The following is a 24305-nucleotide window of genomic DNA, read 5'->3' as shown; positions in this document are numbered from 1 at the left end:
GGTTTAGGTTCACAGGATGTGAATCATACAGACGTTGTCACTGGACGTGACGATCTTACCCCACTGAATAAACAGGAACTCAGGTAAAGAGCGCCGCATCCTGCGGCAATACCGGAGTGAGCAGGCTCAGCCTGGTCCGAACCAATCGAACTTTACGGGCAATTGATCCCCCAGTAAAGCCTTCTTTTTGTTGCTTTTTTGGGGATCTTACTGCCTGTTAATATGGGATACATTTTTCTCTTCAATCATTAACCGGTGTAACGCAGCGATGCTTTTGTTCATGTCATGAAAGCGTCCTTTTTCGCCGTCCCATTCAATTGATAATAACAGCTGCGCGGTCGCATACCATTTCATCCGCTGAAAAAAAGACGGTGTTAACCTGATACCATACTGCGCTATCCAGCTTGTCCATTTATCTCGTTCAACGTAGCCAAACAGCAGTGTACCAAGATCAATTGCCGGATCGGCAATCATCGCTCCATCCCAATCGATTAAAAACAGTTCATCCTCATCAGACAAAAGCCAATTGTGATGATTTACATCACCATGACAGACGACAAACTGAGATTCAGGCACTGATGGAAGCTGTTTTTCAAGATATCGGACTGCTGCCGCCACGTCAGGGTGCGTATACATCATGTCGATTGTCGCATAAACTTCATCCAGCATCATGGATGGCAAAAAAGGCTTTTTACCAAGCCGCTTCAGCATGGACAATAGCGGGTCTGAAGAATGAATTTTCCCCATTATTTTTGCAACACGGTCCAATTTCATTTCTTCCGGCGTAAGCTCTCGCCCATTCATCCAATGCTGCGCTGAGATAACATCCCCATTTTCAAGCCGCTTCGTCCAGACCAGTTTTGGAACGATTCCTTCAGCTGAGAGCATAGCAAGAAAAGGAGATGAGTTCCGTTTTAAAAACAGCTCTTGTCCCCCCTGTCTTGCAAAAAATGCTTTTCCGGTTATACCGCCTGCCGGTATTATTTCCCAGTCTCCACCAAGAAAGTGTTCCATAATGCTTCACCTGTTTCACAGAAAAAGACAGCAGCCGCTTTGTAAAACAATCACTGTCTTTTTAATTTATAATATCGTACTCTTTATTGTATGAAGTATTGTATCATGAATACCCGCTTTCGACCAGTTCATTTCAAGACAAAGCTACCGAACAAAAACCGCACAGCTAAATCCGTCTACATAGCCAGTGACAAGTCCTTTTGCAATGGGTGTAGTGCCAACAATTGAACTAGATACAATTTGGTCCCACGGGTCGCCTTCTGGAAGAATAAAACTTGAAATGGAAGCACCAGTGTTGAATGATAGCAGTATATCATGCCATTCACCATAGATGGCGACATCTCTTAACCAGATCGACAATGTATCGACATTTGATGGCCACCTCACAATATGGTGACAAATCTCTTCTTCTGTCCGCATTCGCCATGCACCGTGTGATTTACGGAGCTTGATTAAACCTTTCACATAATCCACTTGATCGATATATTCCCCGCGTCTCCGCCAGTCGATTTGATTAATGATATCAGAACTCGTATAGCTATTTTCAACTCCATGCTTGGTCCGGCAAAATTCCTGTCCAGCGTGTAAAAATGGAATACCTTGGGACAATAAGACAAATGCGGTTGCAAGCCGGTGTTTTCGTTTATTTTGTGAGGTATCTCCTGGAAAACAAGCTTCCAGTTTATCCCATAACGTATAATTATCATGGCATTCCACGTAATTCACCGATTGTGCAGGTGAATGAAATAAACGGTCAATACCTGCACACCCTACATTTGCTGTATACGCCGCAAAGGCATGATCCATCAATTGACTATTCCCAAAGGCAAAGCCCGGTTCGAATAATTGAAACGTGCTTCCTTTAATAGAATCCCGAAACCGATCATTGAAAAAGGCGGTACCTGGTAGCTGCTGTTCATTTTGAATCGTCGCTTTTCTCTCTGCTGGAAGTGATGTATTTAAATCCCACCCTTCTCCGAGAATGATCGCATCGGGTTTCTTGGCACGTATCCTCTTTACCGCTTCCTGCATCGTTTCCACATCGATCAGCCCCATTAAATCAAATCGGAACCCATCAATATTGTACGCTGTTAACCAGTATTCAAGCGAATCAAAAATGAATTTCCTTGCCATTTTCCGCTCCGAAGCAAAATCATTGCCGCATCCTGATCCGTTTGATGGCATACCATCTGGCCCTTGTCTGAAATAATAACCAGGAACGAGTCGTTCAAATGAAGACGTTTCACGAATAAATACATGATTGTAGACGACATCCATAATGACACGTAGTTCTTTCTTATGAAGGGCTTCAATCATCCTCTTCAGTTCCACTGCACGAGCATATAAATTCGTGGCGTTTGTACTGAAACTGCCTTCAGGAACATTGAAATAAAGCGGGTTGTATCCCCAATTATAGTTGGCAGATGCATCCACATCCGAAACGCCGAAAAAATCAAAAAAAGGTAAAAATTCAACATGTGTTACGCCGAGCGAAGCTACATAATCCAGTCCTGTCGGCTGCCCGTCTGGACTTTGTGTTCCTTCTTCCGTTAAACCAAGATACTTTCCACGCTGTTTAATGCCGCTTTCTGGCTGAACAGATAAATCCCGAATAGACGCTTCATAAATAACCGCATCGAGCGGTGACGAAAACGGCGGCAATTTATTTTGTGGGACATGCATATGATTTTCATTAACAATACGCGCCCATTCACTATGGACAGACACCATTTTCGCATAGGGATCTACCGCTTCATGCCAAATATTATTAATACGCACTTGATACTGATAATAATACCCTTCTGCCTGTTCAGGCAATATGGCTTCAAATGTACCGCGGGGTCCCCGTTTCATCGTAATGTAGCGAAGCGGACTATCAGAACGTTCTTTAAACTTTACGAATGCTTCTGTGGCAGTTGGTGCCCATACGCGAAAGTTTGTTTCCTCTGGGCTATACATCGCTCCGAGCTCACCATCGTAATAAAATAACTGATCGAATTCTTCTGTTCGAATGACCGATCCTATTTGCAAATCAGTCCGCATCAACCGTTCATCGAGAATAATATGCCCGGACCCAAAATCTGGCGTTTCGGATATACGGCAAACATACTTCACCATCATCTCAAATTCCTGCTTTGCCACAATCGTCATTTTTTTCACGTCATGCCCGCTTTCGATGTAAAAAAAAGCAGACTGTCCATCATAGTAGTGCTTAGGTAACAAAACGGTCACTTCATTTAATCTATCTAAATACGCATTAAATGGACGGGTGTTCATCATTGTAATTCCTCCTCTTCCCATTCGGGGCGGCGGATGCTGATCGTGTCTGCCTGATCCAGCAATGCTTTAGCAGCTTTTAGCTGAATCGTCTTAAGCGGCGATGACATCTTTCTCATATAGTGAAACCAAGTGTCAAACGCACGTTTATCAATATAGTCCATACCTGTCGGTGCGCTGGGATAGTCAATATAGCCGTTTCGGGATAAAATCGCCTTTCGAATTGGAAGGTCAATTTGTTCATCCCGTAAAAGCTTCTTGACAAGCGTTTCTGTTCTCGCCAGCGATACAATCGGGCTAAGCAGCTTTGATTGGGCATCGCCGTATCTTTTCGTCCAGAAGCGCTCCTCAGTTCCTGCAAAAACGGCCTCATCTTGTTCTTCTAAAAAAGTAAGACACCACACTGCAATCGGCGTTATGATGACGACATCAAGCTCAACAGTTGCTTTTTGAAAACGTAAAATAGGTTCATATAAGACGAGAAAGGTATCGGGCAGACGCTGCAATAAAAATTTTAACCGTTCATCAACGTAATATTTATGATCAAGAGGTGATTTATGAAGCAGCGTTGAACTCGCCCATTTCACCTGAAAATAATACATTTTTTCAACGAATAGCTTCTTTGCATCCTCTTCTGTGTGTAAATATGCCGATTCTATCTCGTTAATAGAAAACAGCGTTGCATCTTCTTCCTTCTGAACCCCTTCTTCCTTCGACAGCAGAGGCTCTTTTTTTGAAAAGAATGAACGAAAAAAACCGGTTCGTTCTTTTTCCGCTTCAACCATCCATTCATCTTTTAACTGGACGGTCTCTACGAACGATGCCGCTTTATGATGCGTCCAGTTCTCTTGAAACCTTCCCCATTCCTGTTTTTTTAAACGGACGTAGCGAGCTGGATAATGAAACAAATCATTTTCATAACGGGATATGTAATTTTGTAATTTAATTAACTGCGCCATGATATTAGTCCTCTCTCGTTTCGTTTAACAAGCATGACCATTTCTTCGTATATTTAGGCTCTTCCAAACGATTTGTTTCATATAACGCTACTTCATTGACTGTAATGTCCTTCCACTTTGGTGCAGCAACAGGTGTATACGCCTGATCCACATTCCACTTTCTCGCCGTCGTCAAATGAGGACGGTATGGTCTTTCATCTAGTTTGAAACCCGCTTTTGTGCAGATATTCACAGTAATGGACTGCAAATGGTATAATTCTTCCGGTTCGTCCGTGCCTATCCAGAAAATACGGGGTGATGCTGGCAGACCAAATGTACCAAAAGAAGTAAGCCTTAGTGGAAATGAGCGTATCATTTTTAGCGATTCTTCCAGCCTGGCACATACTTCTTCAAGTGATCTTTCTTCTGCATCACCGATAAATGCTAATGTAATATGATAATCTTCTGGATGTGTAAATTTCTTAAAAGGAAGGTGATGCTGCTTCATTTCATGAAAAATAGCTTTTTTCATATCATCGGGTATGACAATCGCCAAAAAATAATGCGGTTTCATTTTTTCCTCCTGAATCTATCTTTAGTTTAACAAAAAAAGGTATAACATTTATGTTTTTTTATCATTGTGTATGGATTGGATTTATTTGAATGATGTGATTTAATAAAAGGTATAGAAAGGATGACTTTTAAATGAAAGTAGTTCGTAATATTGCAAATTTGATTGGCGATACACCTGTCGTCAAATTGCAGCGTCTGTCGCCTAAACACGGGGCGGACGTATACGTAAAATTAGAATTTTATAACCCGAGCAGAAGCGTAAAAGACCGCGCTGCTTATAATATGATAATTGAAGCAGAAAAGTCAGGAAAACTGACACCCGGTGCGACCATTATCGAACCGACAAGCGGCAACACTGGTATTGGCATTGCAATGAATGCCGCAGCTCGAGGGTATAAATCTATTCTCGTTATGCCTGATACAATGACGAAAGAGCGAATCAATATTTTAAAAGCATACGGCGCTGAAGTCGTGTTAACACCGGGCGATAAAAAAATGATGGGATCAATCGAAAAAGCGATGGAACTGGCGAAAGATATTCCCGGCAGCTATATTCCCATGCAATTTGATAATCCCGCAAATCCAGATGCTCACCGCGGCACGACATCAGCTGAAATTATCGATGCCGTTGACCAAATTGGAAAGAACTTTGCCTCATTTATTGCCAGCTCCGGAACAGGCGGCACCATTACAGGTACGGGTGAAGAATTAAAGAAGGTGTATCCCGATTTAACAGTACACGTCGTCGAGCCAGCAGGATCTCCTGTCTTATCAGGCGGTAAGCCAGGTAAACATAAACTCGTTGGTACAAGCCCTGGCTTCGTTCCAAAAACACTAAACATCGATGTGTACGACTCCATTTTTAAAATTGAAGATGATGACGCCTACACTATTACACGCCGCTTAGCCGCAGAAGAAGGTATTTTAATCGGCCCTTCCGGAGGTGCAACATGTTTTGCAGCTATTGAAGTGGCGAAAACATTATCGAAAGACGACATCGTTATCTGTATTGCACCGGATACCGGTGAACGATACTTATCAACAGACGTTTTTCAATATATAGACTAAGATGGATCCCCTTTTGAATAAAAAGGGGGCATCTTTTACTATACGTCATTCTTTCTCTTTCTTGCCTGCCAGTTCCACTATCGTCCGCGCATAAATCGCCGCAGCTTGAAATAAGTCTCCTATAAAAGCATATTCATCTTTTTGATGTGCGACATCTGGACGTCCCGGGAACAGCGCACCGAATGCGACACCCGTTTTCAAAGCTCGTGCGTACGTCCCGCCACCTATTGACAGCAGAACGGCCTTTTTTCCTGTCTCATCTTCATATACACGCTTCAATGTTTCAATAAACGGATCATCCGGATGAACATAATGAGGTTCACTGTTTGATATAACAGACAATTCCGCTTTTTCTTTTTGAATCCTCTTTTTCAGCTTTTGTATTTCTTCATTAAATGAAAACGATGCCGGATAACGCACATTTACGCCAATTTGAGCAGACTTCCCTTTTTCATAACGAAAAATCGCTGCATTCACCGTGACGTCACCCATTTCAAGATCCGTCGCCGCAATCTCGAGTGCCCGTCCGCGGGTGTCACCATCGAAATAACGTTTCATAAAGTCAATATAAGCAATAGATGCTGCATCAAGACGCTGATTGCTCAAAAATTTAGCTAACATGAGCGCAGCATTTTGTCCGAAATCCGGCTCCATTGCATGTACAGATGTTCCTTTCAATTCAAGAACAACAACACCGTTTTGAATATGATAATGGCCTTCAAGATTGGCCTTATTTATATATTCTGTGTAGTTTTGCAAGAAAAGTGTATGATTTTGATCGATTAATAAAGATGCACGGGCAAAATCAGGAACCATATTATACCTTTTTCCAGCTTCAAATGCGATCATCGTAACAGCCGCCTCACCCGGCACTGGCAATGAAAGCGTGATCTGTACATCAGCAATTCCTTTTTCTGCAAAAATAATAGGGAAATCTGCATCTGGGGCAAAGCCAATATCCGGCATTTCTTCCGATTCAAAATAACGCTCGACACATTGCCAGTCACTTTCTTCATCGGTGCCAATAATCATCCTTACTCTTTTTTCAAGTGGAATGCCGAGCTCTTTTACAATTTTCATCGCGTAATAAGCGGCGATTGTTGGTCCTTTATCATCAATCGCCCCCCGGCCAAATATTTTACCCGATTCGAGTTCTCCACCAAATGGTTCACGCGTCCAGCCATCCCCTGCCGGTACAACATCAACGTGGCATAATACCCCAATAAGTCCATCTCCTGAGCCCATTTCTAGGTGACCGGCCACATTTCCTGTATTTTTTATTGTAAATCCATCTTTTTCACCGAGTAAAAGCATATAATCAAGTGCATCTTTTACGTGAGTTCCAAACGGTGCTTTTTTTGTCCCCTGTTCCGTTTTAACACTCGGAATTTGAATAAGCTTCTGAAGATCAGCTATAAATTCATCACGCCGCTCCAGTATTTCGTCCATCCAGTTTATATTATTCACAGCAATTCCTCCTTGTTTTTATTTTACAACGGAATGTATGAACAAACCAAATTCACATTTATTCAATAAATTGTAAATCTTCTGAATATATATTTACAATCAGTGTTATTTTCCGATTAAAGGCATAATATCATTAAAAAAGAGTAAATAAAGTGTAAATTCAACCTTTTTTCTAGCAAAATAAGCTTAAATACAGTACACTTTAATTGTCAGACACTTTACACTACTTTGCAAAGGAGATGTCTGAGACACTTTATTATAATTGATAGGATCATTGTTGCCGTCTGTTGTTATGCCTCAGGGAAAAAAGATGAGGGAGTGGTTTTTTGAAACCGACTACAAATCGGATGCTGAATCGCATTAAATCCGTCTACATGTATATTAAAGAAAATGGTACTGTGACAACACAGGATATTGTAGATGAGTTTGGCATCACCCCGCGCACCATTCAACGCGATTTAAATGTACTGGCTTATAATGAGCTCGTCTTTAGTCCAACACGCGGAAAATGGACAACGACAGAAAAAAAGGTGAGAATGACATCATAACCCTTTCATACTAAAAAACAGCTGTCCACGATGCGGGCAGCCGTTTTTTTAGTTTCCTTTTAAGATCCTTACCTCTTCTTCAGTCAGTTCCCTGTATTCACCTAGTTCAAGTGATTCATCAAGTGCTAGCGGCCCCATCGATAAACGCTTCAAATATAGCACTTCTTTATCAACGGCTATAAACATACGTTTCACTTGATGGAACTTCCCTTCTGTAATCGTCAGTTCGATTTCAGATTCAGCCCCGCTCGATAATATGATGAGTTTAGCTGGCTTCGTTACATAGCCATCTTCCAATGTCACACCTTTATCAAAAGCGTGCACATCTTCCTCTGTTACATTCCCTTTTATTTGAGCAAAATATGTTTTTCCTACATGTCGCTTCGGTGACAGCAGGCTGTGAGATAACTGTCCATCATTCGTTAGCAGAAGCATGCCTTCTGTATCTTTATCAAGCCTTCCAACCGGATGCGGCTCGAAATGCTTGTGAGACTCATCAAGTAAGTCAATGACCGTTTCATCACGTTTATCTTCTGTTGCCGACACAACACCATCCGGCTTATTCATCATTAAATAAATAAATTCACGGTACCGTACAGGTTCATCGAACAGATAGACTTTATCCACAGCCGGGTCCACATGGATTTTCGCATCTTTCACCATCGATCCATTTACTGTTACACCGCCGTCTTTAAGCAACTTTTTCACTTCTTTTCGCGTGCCAATCCCTGAGTTTGCAAGCATTTTATCAAGACGCATATCGTTCCTCTTTTCTAAAATTAAGCTTTTTTCAAGCGAAGTTTTCGTTTAATTCCATCCAAGCGTGAGCCGAACAACGTATCTAAAAGCCCTGTTTTGCTACTTAAAGCAAAATACACAATCGCTCCCGCAACTCCGCAAATGATAATCATCAAGAAAGACGGCCATAATGAAGCTGTAGAAAGAACGAGTGACAATAAGCCGTATAGACTGAGCACGACAATGGACATCACCCCATTAAACAGAACAATCATGCTGATTTTTTTCCCGATCGAGCGGAGTGAATAGCCGGCAAAGTAACGAATAACAAATAAGTTAATCATAATCGATGACCCAAATCCGAGCGCTGTTGCATAGACTGCCCCTTCTGTTTCAAACATTTTAATAAGCGGAATATTCAGGGATAGTTTCACTAAAATACCTGTCAATAAACTTAAAATCGTAAATCGCTGCTCATTAATCCCTTGCAAAATCGCTGCTGTAACTGAGAAAAGTGCAAATAATATGGCCACCGGTGCATAGACACGAAGTACGTCCGTTCCAAGCTCGCTATGTTCATAAAACACCGTATAAAGCGGCTCTGCCAGTAGCGCAATGCCAACCGATGCCGGTATCGTTAAGTAAAGCAATACTTCAAATGTTTGATCAAGCTGTCGTTTCACAGTATGATGATCGCCTTTTACAAATGAACTGGTCATCATCGGCACAAGTGCCATCGCAAAAGCGGTTGCAAGTGATACAGGAATAATAACTAGTTTTTGCGTACTAAAGTTCAACACACCAAATGCCGCAACTGCCTGACCCTCTAGACCAATTTCTGACATGGCTCGTGAAAAGGTCACTTGATCGATGAGCTGATAAAGCGGAATAGCTATGCCGACAAATACAAATGGAATCGCGTACAGGACAATTTCAGAATACATGCCTACAAGTGACACGTCCGCTTCCCCTTTATCTTTTTCCAGCAGCTTATCAAAATGTTTTTTCCGCTTGAAGAAATACCACACTAAGACCAGAAGAGCAAATATAGCGCCAATAAACGCCGCAAATGTTGCCACGCTAATCGCTGTAACAACTGATCCACCTAGAACATGAATAACGATATACGCTCCTGCAAGCAAAAATACAATCCGGGCAACTTGCTCAACAACCGTTGATACAGCAGATGGACCCATCGTTTGATGCCCTTGAAAAAATCCTCGTGTCAAGCTCATAAATGGCACGAGGATGAGCGCAAAGCTGACGGCACGAATAACCGTTGCGACCTGATCAATTGTGTACGTCGTTTCTTCTCCAGAAAGCGATAGTTGTGCAAAAAACGGTGCGAAAGAATACATGACCGCAAAAGCGATTAAACCCGTCATCATCATCATCACAAGTCCAGATTTAAACAGCTTTCGGCCGACTGCGTATTCTTCAATCGCATTATATTTCGCTATGTACTTAGATACAGCAAGCGGTACGCCTGCCGTCGCAATGCTAATAAAGATCGTATATGGCACGTAGCCATAACTATACAAAGCAGCCGCTTCGTCTCCACCAATAATTTTGTAAAACGGAATAACATAAAATAGACCAAGAAACTTTGAGATGAACGTTCCGAGCGTTAAAATAAACGTTCCGCGTATTAAATTGGATGACATCGTTTAATCCCTCATTCTTATAGATAGAGCAACAATTAATAGTGTAACTCTTTCATTTGTTTCTGACAATTTTTTTCGTGTCTGCTATAATGAACAAAGTTTGAATTAGGAGATGACGTTATGTACGACGTAATCATTGTAGGCGGTGGGCCCGCTGGACTGATGGCGGCGATTGCAGCTGGCCGCGCGGGTGCACGCACACTGTTAATTGATAAAGGGAAAAAACCGGGAAACAAATTGCAAATTTCTGGCGGCGGCCGATGTAATGTGACAAACCGGCTGCCCGTGGAAGAAATCATTCGCCATATCCCCGGCAATGGACGATTTTTGTACAGTGCCTTTTCTGTCTTCAGCAATGAAGACATTATCCGCTTTTTTGAAAATCTTGGTGTAAAATTAAAAGAAGAAGATCATGGCCGTATGTTTCCCGTGTCGGATCGGGCGCAAGATGTTGTTGAGGCACTGCTTGATGAACTAAAACGTCTTCGTGTAGATTTGCGCCTTGAATCACCTGTGAAAAAATTATTGATGAGTGACGACCGAATGATCGGTGTCCGGCTCAAATCTGGTGAAGAAATTCGCGCCGGGGCTGTTGTACTCGCAACCGGAGGCAAAGCGGTTCCGCAAACTGGATCAACGGGGGATGGGTATCCGTGGGCAGAACGCGCCGGACATACGATAACAGAGCTATTTCCGACAGAAGTTCCGATTACATCAAAAGAACCATTTATTGTCAATCGTTCCATGCAAGGGCTGGCGCTTCGTGACGTCGGCTTATCCGTGTTAAATAAAAAGGGAAAACCGCTCGTGACGCACCGAATGGATATGCTCTTTACACATTTCGGATTATCGGGCCCTGCAGCGCTTAGATGCAGCCAATTCGTCGTGAAAGAATTAAAGAAAAATGGATCTCCTGTCTATATGTCCATTGACGCATGGCCAGACGGCAATGAACATGAAGCAGGCGTCCACATTCGCAAATGCTTAAAAGAAGAGCCAAAAAAAGCAATAAAGAACAGCTTGAAAGGTCTTCTTCCAGAACGTTATTTGCACTTTTTGCTTGAACGTACAAACATTGATTTAGATACACCTGGAAATCAAATGACAGACAGTGCGATTCGTGAACTCGCTTCCTTGATGAAATCATTTAAAATAGCCGTAAACGGCACACTGCCGATTGAAAAAGCATTTGTCACTGGGGGCGGCGTATCTGTAAAAGAAATCGAACCGAAAACGATGGCTTCGAAAAAAAAACCTGGCCTTTTTTTCTGCGGGGAAATTATTGATATTCATGGCTACACGGGCGGCTACAACATTACTTCTGCACTCATTACTGGTCACATCGCTGGCACGAATGCCGCTTTCGTAAGTAAATCCCTTTTTTCATGATGAAATGTAAAAAAGAGACGTTGCAAAAAAATCGCACAGTCTCTTTTTTCTTTTTTATTTCGGTGCTATTTCACCTGTGTACTCAAGCATACCACCAGTCATATTTGTTGCTTTATAGCCATTTTCGATCAAATAGCGCGATACATTTTCGCTACGCTTACCTGACCGGCAGATGATAATATATTCTGTTTCTTTGTCGAGGCGATCCAAGTTGTCAGGAATTGTTCCCATGACAATATGTTCCGCTTGAGGAATCATGCCTTCTGCCACTTCTGCGTCTTCACGTACATCAATCAATTCAATTTTTTCTCCATTTTCAACCTTTTGTCTTACTTCTTCTGCTGTAATCGTTGGAATCACTTTCATCATCCCTTCAAATTAATTAGCCACCACGTTCACAAGTTTTCCTGGAACGGCAATCACTTTACGTATCGTCTTGCCAACAAGATCTTCCTTGAATTTTTCATCCGCCAGTGCCATCTCTTCCATTTGTTCCTTCGTTGCATCTTTTGAAACCATTAATTTCGTCCGTAGTTTTCCATTTAACTGAATCACAATCTCCACTTCATCATCGATTAGCTTCGATTCATCAAATGTTGGCCACGCTTCATACGTTACCGTTTCAGTATGACCAAGCTTTTCCCACAATTCTTCTGCCAGATGGGGTGCAAGCGGCGCCAATAATTTCACAAAACCAGACGCAAAATCAGCTGGGATCGTTTCTGCTTTATTCGCTTCATTCACAAACACCATCATTTGTGAAATCGCCGTATTAAAATGAAGGCCCTCATAGTCATCCGTCACTTTTTTCACCGTTTGATGATACACTTTTTCAAGCTCTGTACCGCTTTCTATCACTTTTTCAGTCAATGATCCATCGTCTGTTACGAATAAGCGCCAAATTCGATCGAGGAATCGGCGTGCACCGTCAAGACCGGTTGTACTCCACGCAACAGAAGCATCGAGCGGTCCCATGAACATCTCATATAAACGCAATGTATCTGCACCATGGCTTTCAACGATTTGATCTGGATTCACAACGTTTCCTTTTGATTTACTCATTTTTTCATTATTTTCACCAAGTATCATGCCTTGGTTGAACAATTTCTGGAACGGCTCTTTCGTATGAACTACCCCAAGATCATACAATACTTTATGCCAAAAACGCGCATACAGAAGATGAAGAACGGCATGCTCTGCGCCGCCGATGTAAATATCAACTGGCAGCCACCGTTTTAATTTTTCCGGATCAGCAAGTGCTTCCGTATTATCCGGATCAATAAATCGAAGATAATACCAGCAGCTCCCTGCCCATTGCGGCATTGTATTTGTCTCACGGCGTCCTTTTTTGCCTGTTATTGGATCGACAACATTCACCCAGTTTTCAATGATTGCAAGCGGCGACTCACCTGTGCCGGATGGACGAATTTCCGTTGTTTTTGGCAAGACGAGCGGCAGTTCTGATTCTGGAACGGCTGTTGATGTACCATCTTCCCAATGAATAATTGGAATCGGCTCGCCCCAGTAGCGCTGGCGGCTGAACAGCCAGTCGCGCAAACGATACGTCACCTTTTTCGTGCCGACTCCTTCTTTCTCAAGCCATTCAATCATCGCTTGAATACTATCTTCTTTATTTAATCCGTTCAAGAAGCCAGAATTCACATGCTTCCCATCGCCAGAATAAGCTGCTTCTTCGACATTTCCGCCGGCCACGACTTCTGTAATCGGCAGTTCAAATTTCTTCGCAAATTCATAGTCTCGTTCATCATGCGCAGGTACGGCCATAATTGCGCCTGTTCCGTATGTGATCAATACATAATCGGCAATCCAAATCGGCATTTTCTCGCCATTGGCTGGATTGACTGCATATGCCCCTGTGAATACCCCTGTTTTGTCTTTTGCAAGATCTGTACGCTCAAGATCACTTTTTGACTTTACTTGATTCACATATGCTTCAACTGCTGATTTTTGCTCCGCTGTCGTTATTTTATCAACAAATGGATGTTCAGGCGCCAGTACCGCATACGTTGCACCAAACAATGTATCTGGACGCGTCGTGAAGACCTTGAACCTCTCATCGTATCCGTTAATCGCAAATGTTACTTCAGCACCTTCAGAGCGGCCGATCCAATTACGTTGCATTTCTTTAATGCTTTCCGGCCAGTCAAGCTCGTCTAAATCTTCAATTAAACGATCCGCATATTTCGTGATTTTCAGTATCCATTGACGCATCGGACGGCGCTCGACAGGATGACCGCCCCGCTCTGATTTTCCGTCAATGACTTCTTCGTTCGCAAGTACTGTACCTAACGCTGGGCACCAATTAACGGGTACTTCATCAACGTACGCGAGATCTTTTTTATACAATTGTAAAAAAATCCACTGCGTCCATTTATAATAATTCGGATCTGTCGTGTTAATTTCACGGTCCCAGTCATAGGAAAAACCAAGTGATTTAATTTGACGGCGGAAATTGTCAATGTTCTGTTCCGTAAATTCAGCAGGATCATTTCCCGTATCAAGCGCGTACTGCTCTGCTGGAAGCCCGAATGCATCCCAGCCCATCGGATGAAGGACGTTGTAGCCCTGCATCCGTTTGAAACGGCTTAAAATATCCGTTGCTGTGTATCCTTCCGGATGGCCAACGTGAAGTCCTGCACCAGATGGATATGGAAACATATCAAGCGCATAAAATTTCGGTTTTTCTAGTTCTTCGTTCGTTTTAAATGTTTTATTTTGCTCCCAGTATTGCTGCCATTTCTGTTCAATTTTCTTATGATCGAAATTCATTCGTTGAACCTGCCTTCCATCTTATGTAATCTACAAATGAAAAAACCCCCGCCCCAAAATATGGGACAGGAGAGAATTGTCTCTTCCTGTGGTACCACCCAATTGTGATTGTACGCTTTGAGTAAACCGGACTGCACCATCCGCCGGCTTTTTTCATTATAAACCTTTAGCTATCATTGTAAAAAAATTTCGGTTAATATGCAAGCTCATTTTACCTGCGACTCCGTTCGTGTTAAAATTTCACACGAGGAGAGATGATGATGACAAACCCTTTTCCATACGCAAATGATAATAAGCGGTATCATACGTGGAACTACCATTTACGTGAGCATTTCGGCCATAAAGTGTTTAAAGTAGCACTTGACGGAGGCTTTGACTGCCCGAATCGTGACGGCACTGTGGCATTTGGTGGCTGTACATTTTGCAGCGCAGCCGGTTCTGGTGACTTCGCCGGCGATCGTGTGGATCCGCTTGAAAAACAGTTTCAAGACATAAAAGATAAAATGCATCAAAAGTGGAAAGATGGCAAATATATGGCCTATTTTCAGGCATACACAAACACACATGCACCCGTTCATGTGCTTCGCGCGAAATACGAACATGTACTCGAGCAAGATGATGTGGTCGCGTTATCGATTGCAACACGTCCAGACTGCCTGCCAGATGACGTGGTGGACTATTTAGCCGAATTAAATGAACGCACTTATTTATGGGTGGAGCTTGGTTTGCAAACGGTTCACGAACAAACAGCTCAACTGATTAATCGTGCACATGACTTTCAAACATATGTTGAAGGTGTTGAAAAATTGCGTAAACATAATATCCGTGTCTGCTCCCATCTTATAAATGGCCTCCCGCTCGAAACGCCCGATATGATGATGGAAACGGCTGAAGCGATAGCTAATCTTGATGTACAAGGGATTAAAATACATTTGCTGCATTTATTAAAAGGAACACCACTTGTAAAGCAATATGAAAAAGGATTGCTCGACTTTTTATCATTTGACGACTACGTCCATCTCGTGTGCGATCAGCTTGAAATATTACCGCCAGAAATGGTCATTCACCGCCTTACAGGCGATGGTCCCATTCACTTAATGGTTGGCCCCATGTGGAGTGTAAACAAGTGGAAAGTCTTGAACGCTATTGATGCCGAACTCGTCCGGCGTGGCAGCTGGCAAGGAAAATTGTACAAGAAGGTCGTGTTGCAGCCATGACACTTGACGGGATTTTACCATTCGCACGAATTCTGCTTGAAAAAACGGTGTCTGCCGGCAGTTTCGCCGTCGATGCTACAGCAGGCAACGGCCACGATACACTCTTTTTAGCGAATCTTGTTGGCGCATCTGGACATGTTTTCTCATTCGATGTGCAAGAACAGGCAATTAAAAATACAGGCGAACGCTTGAAACAGGCGAGTGTTTCAAACTGTGTATCGCTTTTTCATGCCGGCCATGAGCAAGCAGCAAAGCTCATTCCTGCTGACTATCACGGCCAATTATCTGCTGCTATTTTCAATCTCGGCTATTTACCAAAAGGTGACAAATCAATCGTAACAAAACCCGATACAACGATTGAAGCAGTACAGCAATTATTTATGATGATGGAATCAGGCGGTGTCATTGTGCTCGTCATTTACCACGGACACGAAGAAGGCGCCTCTGAACGCGAAGCAATCGTTTCATTCGCAGAGACGCTGGATCAAAAACACGCTCACGTTATGCGCTACGAATTTATCAATCAAGCGAACAACCCGCCATTCATCATCGCAATTGAGAAGCGATGATGAATAGCGGGGTATCTTTTAAAAAAGGGATTTCAAATGATAGGCAGTCTTCTAATGAGAAAGCTGTCTATTTTTGTGTCGTTGTGTGGGTATCTGAGAAAAAATCTAATACGCTGCTTTGTATATTTTCTTGATTGTTTTATATGCTCGTCCATTCCAGTAAAAGAAAACACTCGAAAATCCTGCAGTATGAACGAGCTTTCGACACTGGTTTTGCACACTTTTCTTCTCAGTTGCTTTTTCTTCAGACAAATAAACCGCCACGATCCCTTCAATTAAAAACGAATGAAATTTTGCGTGTGGAAGTGATTCTGTTCCTTTTTTCGCTTGCTGTAAAAAGTATAAAAAGCGATCCATCATCACTGTTTCATTTTCATAATATGTACAGAAATTCAGCTCTCCATCTTCTAGATCCTCTTCTTGATCGATAAAATAATCAAGTAAAATATGGATGCCTTGACCGTACGGAAAGTAGCAATCTCGCACCATTTTAGCGTATGTTGGCGTAAAAGCAGGGCCCATCGCACACGACATTAAGCAATACAAACCTACCGTTGAACCAGTGCATGCAGAAAATTCATACCAGGTCATATCCGGCAAATCTGCTTTATAGCTTTCAAACCAGCGGATCAGCCGCTCTTCCCTCTCTTCTTCTCGCACATGCTTATGAATTTGCAATTCACTGTAATACTGGCTTAATTCAAGCGCATACGGCTTTGCAGACGAAAATGACGGGGTATTCGCAACAATACGCCGGCACCCTTCAACGAGGGCATTTAAATAACCCCCATCGTCTTTCGTCTCGCGGAAGCGGTAATAATCACTTTTTGCTCCATCGGGAAAGAAACAATCGTACAGCGCTTCATGCAGCGCTGCAAAATCATCCGGATTAAACGACGTCGTCTGATCACACAAATTATCAAGATAATCACAGATGAGCTGATATGGAACAATAAAAGCAATGGCATCTACTGATTTCTCACCTGCAAGCATGGAGATAATACCACCGGCTTCACAATGAAAATACTTTTTCTCATATACATCCATCGCTTGCTGACGAAGCTCCGGATCTGGTATACGTTCCGCCATCACTTTCCATTTACTCCATTCCGTTTTTACCGTTGGATAAATACTTTTATATGCTTTTCGCATTAATAATAGCGAATTTTTAGGGACATTCATGAAGTTACCTCACTTTTCAATAATAAAACCGAGTGCGCGCAGTCGATTATGAACAAAATCAATCGCATAGCGAAACACATCTTCCCGCTCTGGTTCGTTAAAAATTTCATGATACAATTCAGGCCATTCTTTATACTGCAGCTCGGATACATCGATTTTTTTCGTAAATAAGCGAACAGCACTGCTGTCGACTAATTTATCATCGCCCGCCTGCATAATGAGATGAGGAATATCCGGTATTTCACCAGGCCCCGCAGCAACTATTTTCATCGCCTGGATAACTTCACGATACCACCTAACAGACACTTTTCGGACAAACAGTGTATCTTCCTTGTCAAACGCCCGCACTTCTTCATTCCTTGTCGACATATCAACAGTAATGCCCGAATCAAACTTTAACGATGGTGTCATCGTATTGAGCCCATGTGACATCATATTTACATGCTTTGGCGGTACGTGTTTCATTTTAAAAAGCGGTGACGATAAAATGACACCAGCAAGTTCAGGCTTCTCTTCCTGCAAATAACGAGTAACAATCAGGCCGCCCATGCTGTGACCGAGTAAAAAAACCGGCACGTCAAACTGATAAGCTGCATTGACCCAGTCAGAAATTTCATTTGTATATTCAGCAAAGGATGAAATGTGACCACGCTTAGCACGTGATGTCATTCCCTGTCCAGGCAGGTCACCCATAACAACATTAAACCCGTTCTGCCGCCACATTTCAATAAGCCAGCCGTAACGCCCGTGATGTTCAAGTGCACCGTGCACGATGACGATTACACCTTTCGGCCGCCCTTCACACTCCCATTTCCACATAGTTACTCTCTCCTTCAAAACGACAATCGTTTTTTCTATTATACAAATCTTTTGGCTTTCGATAAAATAATATGGTACATATAAAGTGAAACTTCATTCAGTGGGGGTTAGGTTCACCGGATGTGAATCATGCAGAAGTTGTCACAGGACGTGACGATCTTAGTCTGCATTCCGCTATCCCCCACTGAATAAAAGGGAACTCAGGTAAAGAGCGCCGCGTCCTGCGGCAATACGTGAGTGACCGGCTTCAGCCGGCCCGAACCAATCGGGCTTTTACGGGCAGTTGATCCCCAGCCCATCCTTCTGTTCTTTTCAAAGTCTTGAAGCGGGGGTCTTACTGCCCGTTAATGCGGGATAAAAAGAGAAAGGGGTTTCAAAGATGATTTATCCATACAAAGACAAAGAACCAGAGATTGCAGCGTCTGCTTTTATTGCGGATCATGTCACAATTACCGGTGATGTGAGCATTGGCGAGGAATCTACTATTTGGTACAATACCGTGATCCGCGGCGACGTGGCCCCAACGGTTATTGGGAATCGAGTCAACGTACAAGACAATTCCGTCTTGCATCAAAGTCCGAATAATCCACTCGTATTAGAAGACAATGTGACGATCGGCCACCAAGTTCTTTTACATAGTTGCAAAATTAGAAAAGGTGCACTTATCGGCATGGGGTCCATTATTTTAGATAATGCCGAAATTGGTGAAGGTGCGTTCATCGGTGCCGGAAGCCTCGTCCCGCCTGGCAAAGTCATTCCGCCAAACACAATGGCATTTGGGCGTCCTGCTAAAGTCATTCGTGATGTGACGGAAGAGGATCGGAAAGAGATGGAACGAATTGTCCGCGAGTATGCGGAAAAAGGACAATATTATAAATCTATTCAAAAATAATGTACAGGAAATACCAACAAAAGTATTGCATTAGACGTTGTGTTTTTCACCTGTGATCCGATCCTTTATTGGTGAATTCCACCAGCTATAATAAAATGAAACTTCTTTCAGTGGAGGTTTTCTTCATCCCCCACTGAATGTTAGTTGAACATCTGACTTTTACGGGCAGTTGATCCCCTGCTTATCCTTCTTTTCGAAGTCTTGAAGAAGGAGTCTTACTGCCCTTTAATACGGGATAAAAGCACATCATTATACAAAAAAGACTGCCCGAAAGTCAAATAACTTTCAGGCAGTCTTTTTATTACTTTGCTTCTGATTTCAACAACTCAGCTTTGTCAGTACGTTCCCATGGAAGATCCACATCAGTACGTCCAAAGTGGCCGTATGCTGCTGTTTGACGATAAAGAGGACGGCGCAGATCAAGCATATTAATAATTCCTGCCGGACGAAGGTCGAAGTTTTTGCGAATTAAGTTAACAAGAACTTCTTCTGACACTGTACCTGTTTCAAATGTGTCAACAGCAATGGATACCGGCTGTGCTACACCGATTGCGTATGCAAGCTGAACTTCACATTTATCTGCAAGGCCTGCAGCCACGATATTTTTTGCCACGTAACGAGCTGCATATGCCGCAGAACGGTCTACTTTCGTTGGATCTTTACCAGAGAATGCGCCGCCGCCATGACGAGCGTATCCGCCATACGTATCAACGATGATTTTGCGGCCTGTTAAACCTGCATCACCCTGCGGTCCACCGATTACAAAGCGGCCTGTTGGATTAATGAAAAATTTCGTTTCACTGTCGATCAATTCAGCCGGTACAACTTCATTAATGACATGCTCGCGAACTTCTTTTTGAATTTGCTCAAGTGTAATTTCCGGATGATGTTGAGTTGAAATAACGATTGTATCTACACGAACCGGCAAGCCTCGTTCATCGTATTCAACCGTTACTTGCGTTTTTCCATCCGGACGAAGGTAGTCAAGCACTTCATCTTTACGTACTTGTGTCAGACGACGTGCAAGTTTATGTGCGAGTGAAATTGGAAGGGGCATTAATTCCGCTGTTTCATTGCACGCGTAACCGAACATTAAGCCTTGGTCCCCGGCACCAATTTCGTCGATTTCTTTATCCGTCATCTGACCTTCACGTGCTTCAAGTGCCACGTTTACGCCAGCTGCGATATCAGGTGACTGTTCATCGATCGATGTCAATACACCAGCTGTTTCATAGTCAAATCCGTATTTTGCGCGGACATAACCAATTTCTTTTATTGTTTCACGAACGATTTTCGGAATATCTACATAAGATGAAGTTGTAATTTCCCCGGCAACGAGTACGAGCCCCGTTGTGACAGATGTTTCCGCTGCTACTCGGGCATTTGGATCTTTGTCAAGAATGGCATCAAGAATCGCATCGGAAATTTGGTCACAGATTTTATCTGGATGTCCTTCCGTTACAGATTCTGATGTAAACAGGCGACGCTGTTTTGTCATGAAAAAATTCCTCCTTTAATTCAGTATGGGTACGGTACTCATATTCCCCCGATGATCCGGAAAATAAAAAAACTCTCCCGGCATAGAGAGAGGAAAGGTTGTTTTTACTCGGGCCTTTCACTCTTATCGTCCAAGGTTGATCCTTGCTCAGGTTTAGCACCTTTTCCGCTTTTTATACGGCAGGTTGCTGGGTTTCACAGGGCCTGTCCCTCCACCGGCTCAGGATAAGAGTATCCGTTCAAGTGTCAATCTTACGAAAGTTCATTCATCATGTCAACCGATTTTTCTTTTTAAAAAAGATAAGTGACATGTGCAGCATCATTTGTCCCAGATGAACGGACAACAATTCCACATTGACCTGAATAAAAGTATAACTTTATATGATCCAATATCACTCTTTCCTATTAATATAGTACACTGACCCCATCTCAAAAATCAAAAAAATATAGTAAAACAAAAAAAACTTCTTAATTAGTATAGATTATTGATGTTAATGTGTTATACTAATTTCATCTTAACCACAACACATATAAAAAATTTCAAAAAGGATGGTCGTACAAATATGAACTCTCTAACTGTTTCCAGCGAAATCGTCGAGCTGCTGAAAGGCTCAAATATATTACAACAGCCTTCTGTACCTGTACTTGTAGAAAAGGTACTCAAACGCGGTGAAGGGATTTTAACCGCATCCGGTGCGGTTTGCGCCGAAACAGGCAAATATACAGGACGCTCTCCAAAAGACAAATTCACCGTCGAAGAAGCGTCCGTAAAGGATAAAATCGATTGGGGCTCAAACCAACCGATTTCTGAAGAAAAGTTTAATAACTTGTACGATAAAGTCCTCCGTCATTTAAAAGAAAAAGATGAACTGTTCGTTTTCAATGGCTTTGCCGGTGCAGATCATAGACATCGCCTGCCCATTCAGGTCATCAATGAATACGCATGGCACAACCTGTTTGCTCATCAATTATTCATCCGTCCGACAGAAGAAGAACTCCGCACACATGAAGCGGAATTCACGATTTTATCTGCTCCGACGTTCCAGGCAGATCCGATTGTGGATGGCACTAATTCTGAAACGTTCATCATTATATCATTTGAACAGCGCGTTGTGTTGATCGGTGGAACAGAATATGCGGGAGAAATGAAAAAATCGATCTTCTCCGTGATGAACTACCTTTTACCTGAAAATAACGTATTGTCTATGCACTGTTCGGCAAATGTCGGCTACGAAGGTGATGTTGCCCTGTTCTTTGGTCTTTCCGGCACAGGCAAAACGACGCTCTCTGCTGATCCGAACCGCCGCTTGATTGGAGATGATGAGCATGGCTGGTCTGCCAACGGGGTGTTCAATATTGAAGGCGGCTGCTATGCGAAAACAATCGGCTTGACACGTGAAAAAGAACCGCAAATTTACGATGCGATCCGTTTCGGCTCTGTTCTCGAAAATGTTGTCCTTGATCATGATTCACGTATTCCAGATTACGCTAATAATTCGTTAACTGAAAATACACGTGCGGCTTACCCGCTTCAGGCAATTGAGAATATTGTTGATCCAAGCATCGCTGGTCACCCACATACGATTATCTTTTTAACAGCTGATGCATTTGGCGTTTTGCCTCCAATCAGCAAATTATCAAAAGAGCAGGCGATGTACCATTTCTTAAGTGGATATACATCAAAACTTGCTGGTACAGAACGCGGCATTACAAGCCCAGAAGCTACATTCTCAACATGCTTTGGCTCACCTTTCCTTCCGCTTCCTGCAACTGTGTATGCAGAAATGCTTGGCAAAAAAATTGACGAGCATAACGTACAAGTATTCCTTGTGAACACGGGCTGGACAGGCGGCGAATACGGGACAGGACAGCGCATGAAGCTTTCATACACACGTGCGATGATTCAGGCAGCACTTGAAGGAGAACTAAATAACGTTGAAACGTACACAACAAAAGTATTCGGTCTTAATATTCCAGTTCACGTACCAGGTGTGCCGGACGATGTATTAATTCCACGTAAATCATGGGCTGATCAAGATGCATTCATGGTTAAAGCACAGGAACTTTCTGCTAAATTCCGTAATAATTTCAAAAAATTCGCCGGTGTTTCTTCTGACATCGAAGTACTTGGCGGACCTAAAATGTAAATATGAAAACCCTCCTGTTCGTCAGGAGGGTTTTATTAATTCGTTGATTTCAATGATACAAGCGTATACGTAATGGTTGTCGTATCATTTTGCCACTCCACTTTTTCAATAAGCCCTGTCCCGCTTTGCTCACTGTCTTTCATTTTATATACAGCAATCGGAATATCAATTGGATACAAACGATAGCCGTTCTTTGTTAATACAAATCTATTTTCTTCTTCTCGCGTTTCATTTCCTTTCGTGACAATCATTGTGTTTAATTCCATCGGCATGCCCATTATACATTCTCCTTCCCGTTTTCCTTCATCCATGTTGCAATTTCCCCGACAACTTTACGATTTACAGCAGGTGGTATGTAATGATCATATTCGTTAAAATATAATGTATCTGCCTTATTCAGCTGTTTCTCAAGACGATAGGCATGTTCGATGGATACGTTATCATCAAGCTGCCCGTGAATAATGAATACAGGAGCTGTTATCGCCGCTGCTTTGTTTAATGGCGTACGCCATTCATATTGCTCAGGTACTTTACTCGGACTACCGCCTATGACACGCTTCATCATCCTGCGCATGTCGCTTCGTTCCTGATAGGTGAGGGCCATATCCGATACGCCACCCCATGTTACGAGTGATGCAACCGGTCTGTCAATAGCCGTTAATAGGGCCATAACTCCCCCTCTTGAAAATCCGAATACGTGAACACGTCCATTTCTCACACGTTCATTATCTTGTAGCAAGTCAAACCCAGAAAATGCATCTTCTCGATCCTCTCCAGCAAAGTCCTCATTTCCTTCACCCCCACGGTTACCTCGGTAAAATGGTGCGAACACAATAAATCCTTCTGCTGCAAACTCTGCAATACGGGCCGGACGCACCATACCAACACTTTTGATGCCACCGCGCAAGTACAAGAGACCATCATGCTGCTCGTTGTCCAATGGCTCCGCTAGAAACCCTTTGACGCGCAGACCATCTGCTTCATACACGACTGTATACAGACGTACATGTGGGTTTGGCGATGGATAAGGCGTACACTTGATCATATAAATCCTTTCCTTTCCAACTCACGAAATGAGCAGGCGATTACATCGTCTTTCATTAAAAATGAATAGGAATCTTGAAAACGCACATGTAATAAATCACCGGTTTCATTGTATGGACCATCCGTTTCCAAATAATCTTCTTTGTTCTCTATACCCGTTATATATGCAAAAAAAACCGCTTTTAGAAACGGTTTTTTGGGATCTCGGACACAGTACTCTCCTATAAAGTGCAATTCCGCAACGCGGGCACCGGTTTCTTCCCATATTTCCCGACGTGCCGCCTCTTCCAATGTTTCATCTTTTTCCTTTTTTCCTCCTGGAAATTCAAGACCACGCTTGCGATGTTTTGTTAACAGCCACCCTTCCCTATACCGACAAATAACAAAGACATGCGTCGGTGACTCCCTGAAAGCACCGCGCTCAAATGTCATATCGACAAACAATCCATTTTTGTCTATAAAAGTATGCATC

At 42.7% G+C, this 24305-nt stretch carries 22 protein-coding genes and 1 riboswitch; of the genes, 7 read left to right on the top strand and 15 right to left on the bottom strand.

The window, feature by feature from the left end:
- Positions 1 to 207: 207 nt before the first annotated feature.
- The 4 genes from BLL40_RS11375 to thpR all read right to left on the bottom strand — a co-directional run bounded on the left by BLL40_RS11375 (position 208) and on the right by thpR (position 4803).
- Positions 208 to 1014 carry a phosphotransferase family protein gene (locus BLL40_RS11375; RefSeq protein WP_073712025.1) on the bottom strand — a complete coding sequence of 269 codons (807 nt, stop codon included), beginning with the start codon at positions 1012 to 1014 and terminating at the stop codon, positions 208 to 210.
- 144 nt (positions 1015 to 1158) lie between these two features.
- Positions 1159 to 3294: a type I pullulanase gene (gene pulA, locus BLL40_RS11370; protein WP_073712024.1), complete on the bottom strand. Its 2136-nt coding sequence runs from the start codon at positions 3292 to 3294 to the stop codon at positions 1159 to 1161.
- Positions 3291 to 4250, bottom strand: a complete 960-nt coding sequence (locus BLL40_RS11365) for a nuclease-related domain-containing protein (RefSeq protein ID WP_073712023.1) — start codon at positions 4248 to 4250, stop codon at positions 3291 to 3293. Before BLL40_RS11365 ends, pulA begins: the two co-directional genes overlap by 4 nt.
- Before the next feature lie 4 nt (positions 4251 to 4254).
- Positions 4255 to 4803 carry an RNA 2',3'-cyclic phosphodiesterase gene (gene thpR / locus BLL40_RS11360; RefSeq protein ID WP_073712022.1) on the bottom strand — a complete coding sequence of 183 codons (549 nt, stop codon included), beginning with the start codon at positions 4801 to 4803 and terminating at the stop codon, positions 4255 to 4257.
- Positions 4804 to 4934: 131 nt separating this feature from the next.
- On the opposite strand from thpR, the gene cysK reads away from it, so the two are divergent.
- The gene (gene cysK, locus BLL40_RS11355) at positions 4935 to 5870 is read left to right on the top strand and encodes a cysteine synthase A (RefSeq protein ID WP_073712021.1); all 936 of its coding nucleotides are present in this window, start codon (positions 4935 to 4937) and stop codon (positions 5868 to 5870) included.
- A gap of 45 nt (positions 5871 to 5915) precedes the next feature.
- Here the strand turns inward: cysK and pepV are convergent, their stop codons facing one another.
- Complete coding sequence (pepV, locus tag BLL40_RS11350) at positions 5916 to 7337, bottom strand: dipeptidase PepV (RefSeq protein WP_073712020.1); 1422 nt, start codon at positions 7335 to 7337, stop codon at positions 5916 to 5918.
- Positions 7338 to 7663: 326 nt separating this feature from the next.
- Here pepV and BLL40_RS11345 point away from each other — a divergent pair, with 326 nt between their 5' ends.
- Positions 7664 to 7885, top strand: a complete 222-nt coding sequence (locus tag BLL40_RS11345; RefSeq protein ID WP_018394194.1) for a DeoR family transcriptional regulator — start codon at positions 7664 to 7666, stop codon at positions 7883 to 7885.
- A 48-nt stretch (positions 7886 to 7933) separates the two neighbouring features.
- Here BLL40_RS11345 and BLL40_RS11340 read toward each other — a convergent pair whose 3' ends face one another.
- Both BLL40_RS11340 and BLL40_RS11335 read right to left on the bottom strand, forming a co-directional pair.
- On the bottom strand, positions 7934 to 8644 hold the full coding sequence (locus BLL40_RS11340; RefSeq protein WP_073712019.1) for a pseudouridine synthase: 711 nt from the start codon (positions 8642 to 8644) through the stop codon (positions 7934 to 7936).
- Positions 8645 to 8664: 20 nt separating this feature from the next.
- Positions 8665 to 10287 (bottom strand): putative polysaccharide biosynthesis protein, encoded by a 1623-nt coding sequence (locus tag BLL40_RS11335; RefSeq protein ID WP_073712018.1) that lies wholly within the window; start codon positions 10285 to 10287, stop codon positions 8665 to 8667.
- A gap of 120 nt (positions 10288 to 10407) precedes the next feature.
- On the opposite strand from BLL40_RS11335, the gene BLL40_RS11330 reads away from it, so the two are divergent.
- A complete protein-coding gene (locus BLL40_RS11330; RefSeq protein ID WP_073712017.1) occupies positions 10408 to 11676 on the top strand; it encodes a BaiN/RdsA family NAD(P)/FAD-dependent oxidoreductase in 1269 nt (422 codons plus the stop codon).
- A 54-nt stretch (positions 11677 to 11730) separates the two neighbouring features.
- Here the strand turns inward: BLL40_RS11330 and BLL40_RS11325 are convergent, their stop codons facing one another.
- Both BLL40_RS11325 and leuS read right to left on the bottom strand, forming a co-directional pair.
- On the bottom strand, positions 11731 to 12042 hold the full coding sequence (locus BLL40_RS11325; RefSeq protein ID WP_073712055.1) for a rhodanese-like domain-containing protein: 312 nt from the start codon (positions 12040 to 12042) through the stop codon (positions 11731 to 11733).
- A gap of 12 nt (positions 12043 to 12054) precedes the next feature.
- Entirely contained in the window at positions 12055 to 14466 is a 2412-nt protein-coding gene (gene leuS, locus BLL40_RS11320; RefSeq protein WP_073712016.1) for a leucine--tRNA ligase, read from the bottom strand.
- A 254-nt stretch (positions 14467 to 14720) separates the two neighbouring features.
- Between leuS and mnmL the strand changes: the two genes are divergently transcribed.
- Together mnmL and mnmM are read left to right on the top strand one after the other, a co-directional pair.
- The gene (gene mnmL, locus BLL40_RS11315; RefSeq protein ID WP_073712015.1) at positions 14721 to 15683 is read left to right on the top strand and encodes a tRNA modification radical SAM protein MnmL/YtqA; all 963 of its coding nucleotides are present in this window, start codon (positions 14721 to 14723) and stop codon (positions 15681 to 15683) included.
- On the top strand, positions 15680 to 16252 hold the full coding sequence (gene mnmM, locus BLL40_RS11310) for a tRNA 5-(aminomethyl)-2-thiouridylate-methyltransferase MnmM (RefSeq protein WP_073712014.1): 573 nt from the start codon (positions 15680 to 15682) through the stop codon (positions 16250 to 16252). The genes mnmL and mnmM overlap by 4 nt, the downstream gene beginning before the upstream one ends.
- Positions 16253 to 16357: 105 nt before the next feature.
- Here mnmM and BLL40_RS11305 read toward each other — a convergent pair whose 3' ends face one another.
- Both BLL40_RS11305 and BLL40_RS11300 read right to left on the bottom strand, forming a co-directional pair.
- Positions 16358 to 17434 carry a tetraprenyl-beta-curcumene synthase family protein gene (locus BLL40_RS11305; protein ID WP_073712013.1) on the bottom strand — a complete coding sequence of 359 codons (1077 nt, stop codon included), beginning with the start codon at positions 17432 to 17434 and terminating at the stop codon, positions 16358 to 16360.
- A gap of 9 nt (positions 17435 to 17443) precedes the next feature.
- On the bottom strand, positions 17444 to 18253 hold the full coding sequence (locus BLL40_RS11300; RefSeq protein WP_073712012.1) for an alpha/beta hydrolase: 810 nt from the start codon (positions 18251 to 18253) through the stop codon (positions 17444 to 17446).
- Between the two features lie 379 nt (positions 18254 to 18632).
- Between BLL40_RS11300 and BLL40_RS11295 the strand changes: the two genes are divergently transcribed.
- On the top strand, positions 18633 to 19145 hold the full coding sequence (locus tag BLL40_RS11295; protein WP_073712011.1) for a gamma carbonic anhydrase: 513 nt from the start codon (positions 18633 to 18635) through the stop codon (positions 19143 to 19145).
- A 301-nt stretch (positions 19146 to 19446) separates the two neighbouring features.
- Here the strand turns inward: BLL40_RS11295 and metK are convergent, their stop codons facing one another.
- A complete protein-coding gene (metK, locus tag BLL40_RS11290) occupies positions 19447 to 20643 on the bottom strand; it encodes a methionine adenosyltransferase (RefSeq protein WP_073712010.1) in 1197 nt (398 codons plus the stop codon).
- Between the two features lie 120 nt (positions 20644 to 20763).
- Positions 20764 to 20874, bottom strand: a riboswitch (SAM riboswitch).
- Between the two features lie 331 nt (positions 20875 to 21205).
- Here metK and pckA point away from each other — a divergent pair.
- On the top strand, positions 21206 to 22789 hold the full coding sequence (gene pckA, locus BLL40_RS11285) for a phosphoenolpyruvate carboxykinase (ATP) (protein WP_073712009.1): 1584 nt from the start codon (positions 21206 to 21208) through the stop codon (positions 22787 to 22789).
- Between the two features lie 35 nt (positions 22790 to 22824).
- Here the strand turns inward: pckA and BLL40_RS11280 are convergent, their stop codons facing one another.
- From BLL40_RS11280 to ytkD, 3 genes are read right to left on the bottom strand one after another with little or no spacing between them, the layout of a single operon-like run.
- Positions 22825 to 23067 (bottom strand): DUF2584 domain-containing protein, encoded by a 243-nt coding sequence (locus BLL40_RS11280; RefSeq protein ID WP_073712008.1) that lies wholly within the window; start codon positions 23065 to 23067, stop codon positions 22825 to 22827.
- Positions 23067 to 23834 (bottom strand): alpha/beta hydrolase family protein, encoded by a 768-nt coding sequence (locus BLL40_RS11275; protein ID WP_073712007.1) that lies wholly within the window; start codon positions 23832 to 23834, stop codon positions 23067 to 23069. Before BLL40_RS11275 ends, BLL40_RS11280 begins: the two co-directional genes overlap by 1 nt.
- Entirely contained in the window at positions 23831 to 24304 is a 474-nt protein-coding gene (gene ytkD / locus BLL40_RS11270; RefSeq protein ID WP_073712006.1) for an RNA deprotection pyrophosphohydrolase, read from the bottom strand. Before ytkD ends, BLL40_RS11275 begins: the two co-directional genes overlap by 4 nt.
- Between the last annotated feature and the right edge of the window lies 1 nt (position 24305).

Source organism: Domibacillus mangrovi (genome assembly GCF_001906925.1).
Classification (GTDB): domain Bacteria; phylum Bacillota; class Bacilli; order Bacillales; family Domibacillaceae; genus Domibacillus; species Domibacillus mangrovi.
Note: the sequence above shows the minus strand (reverse complement) of the source record. Positions and strands in the feature narration are given on the sequence as shown.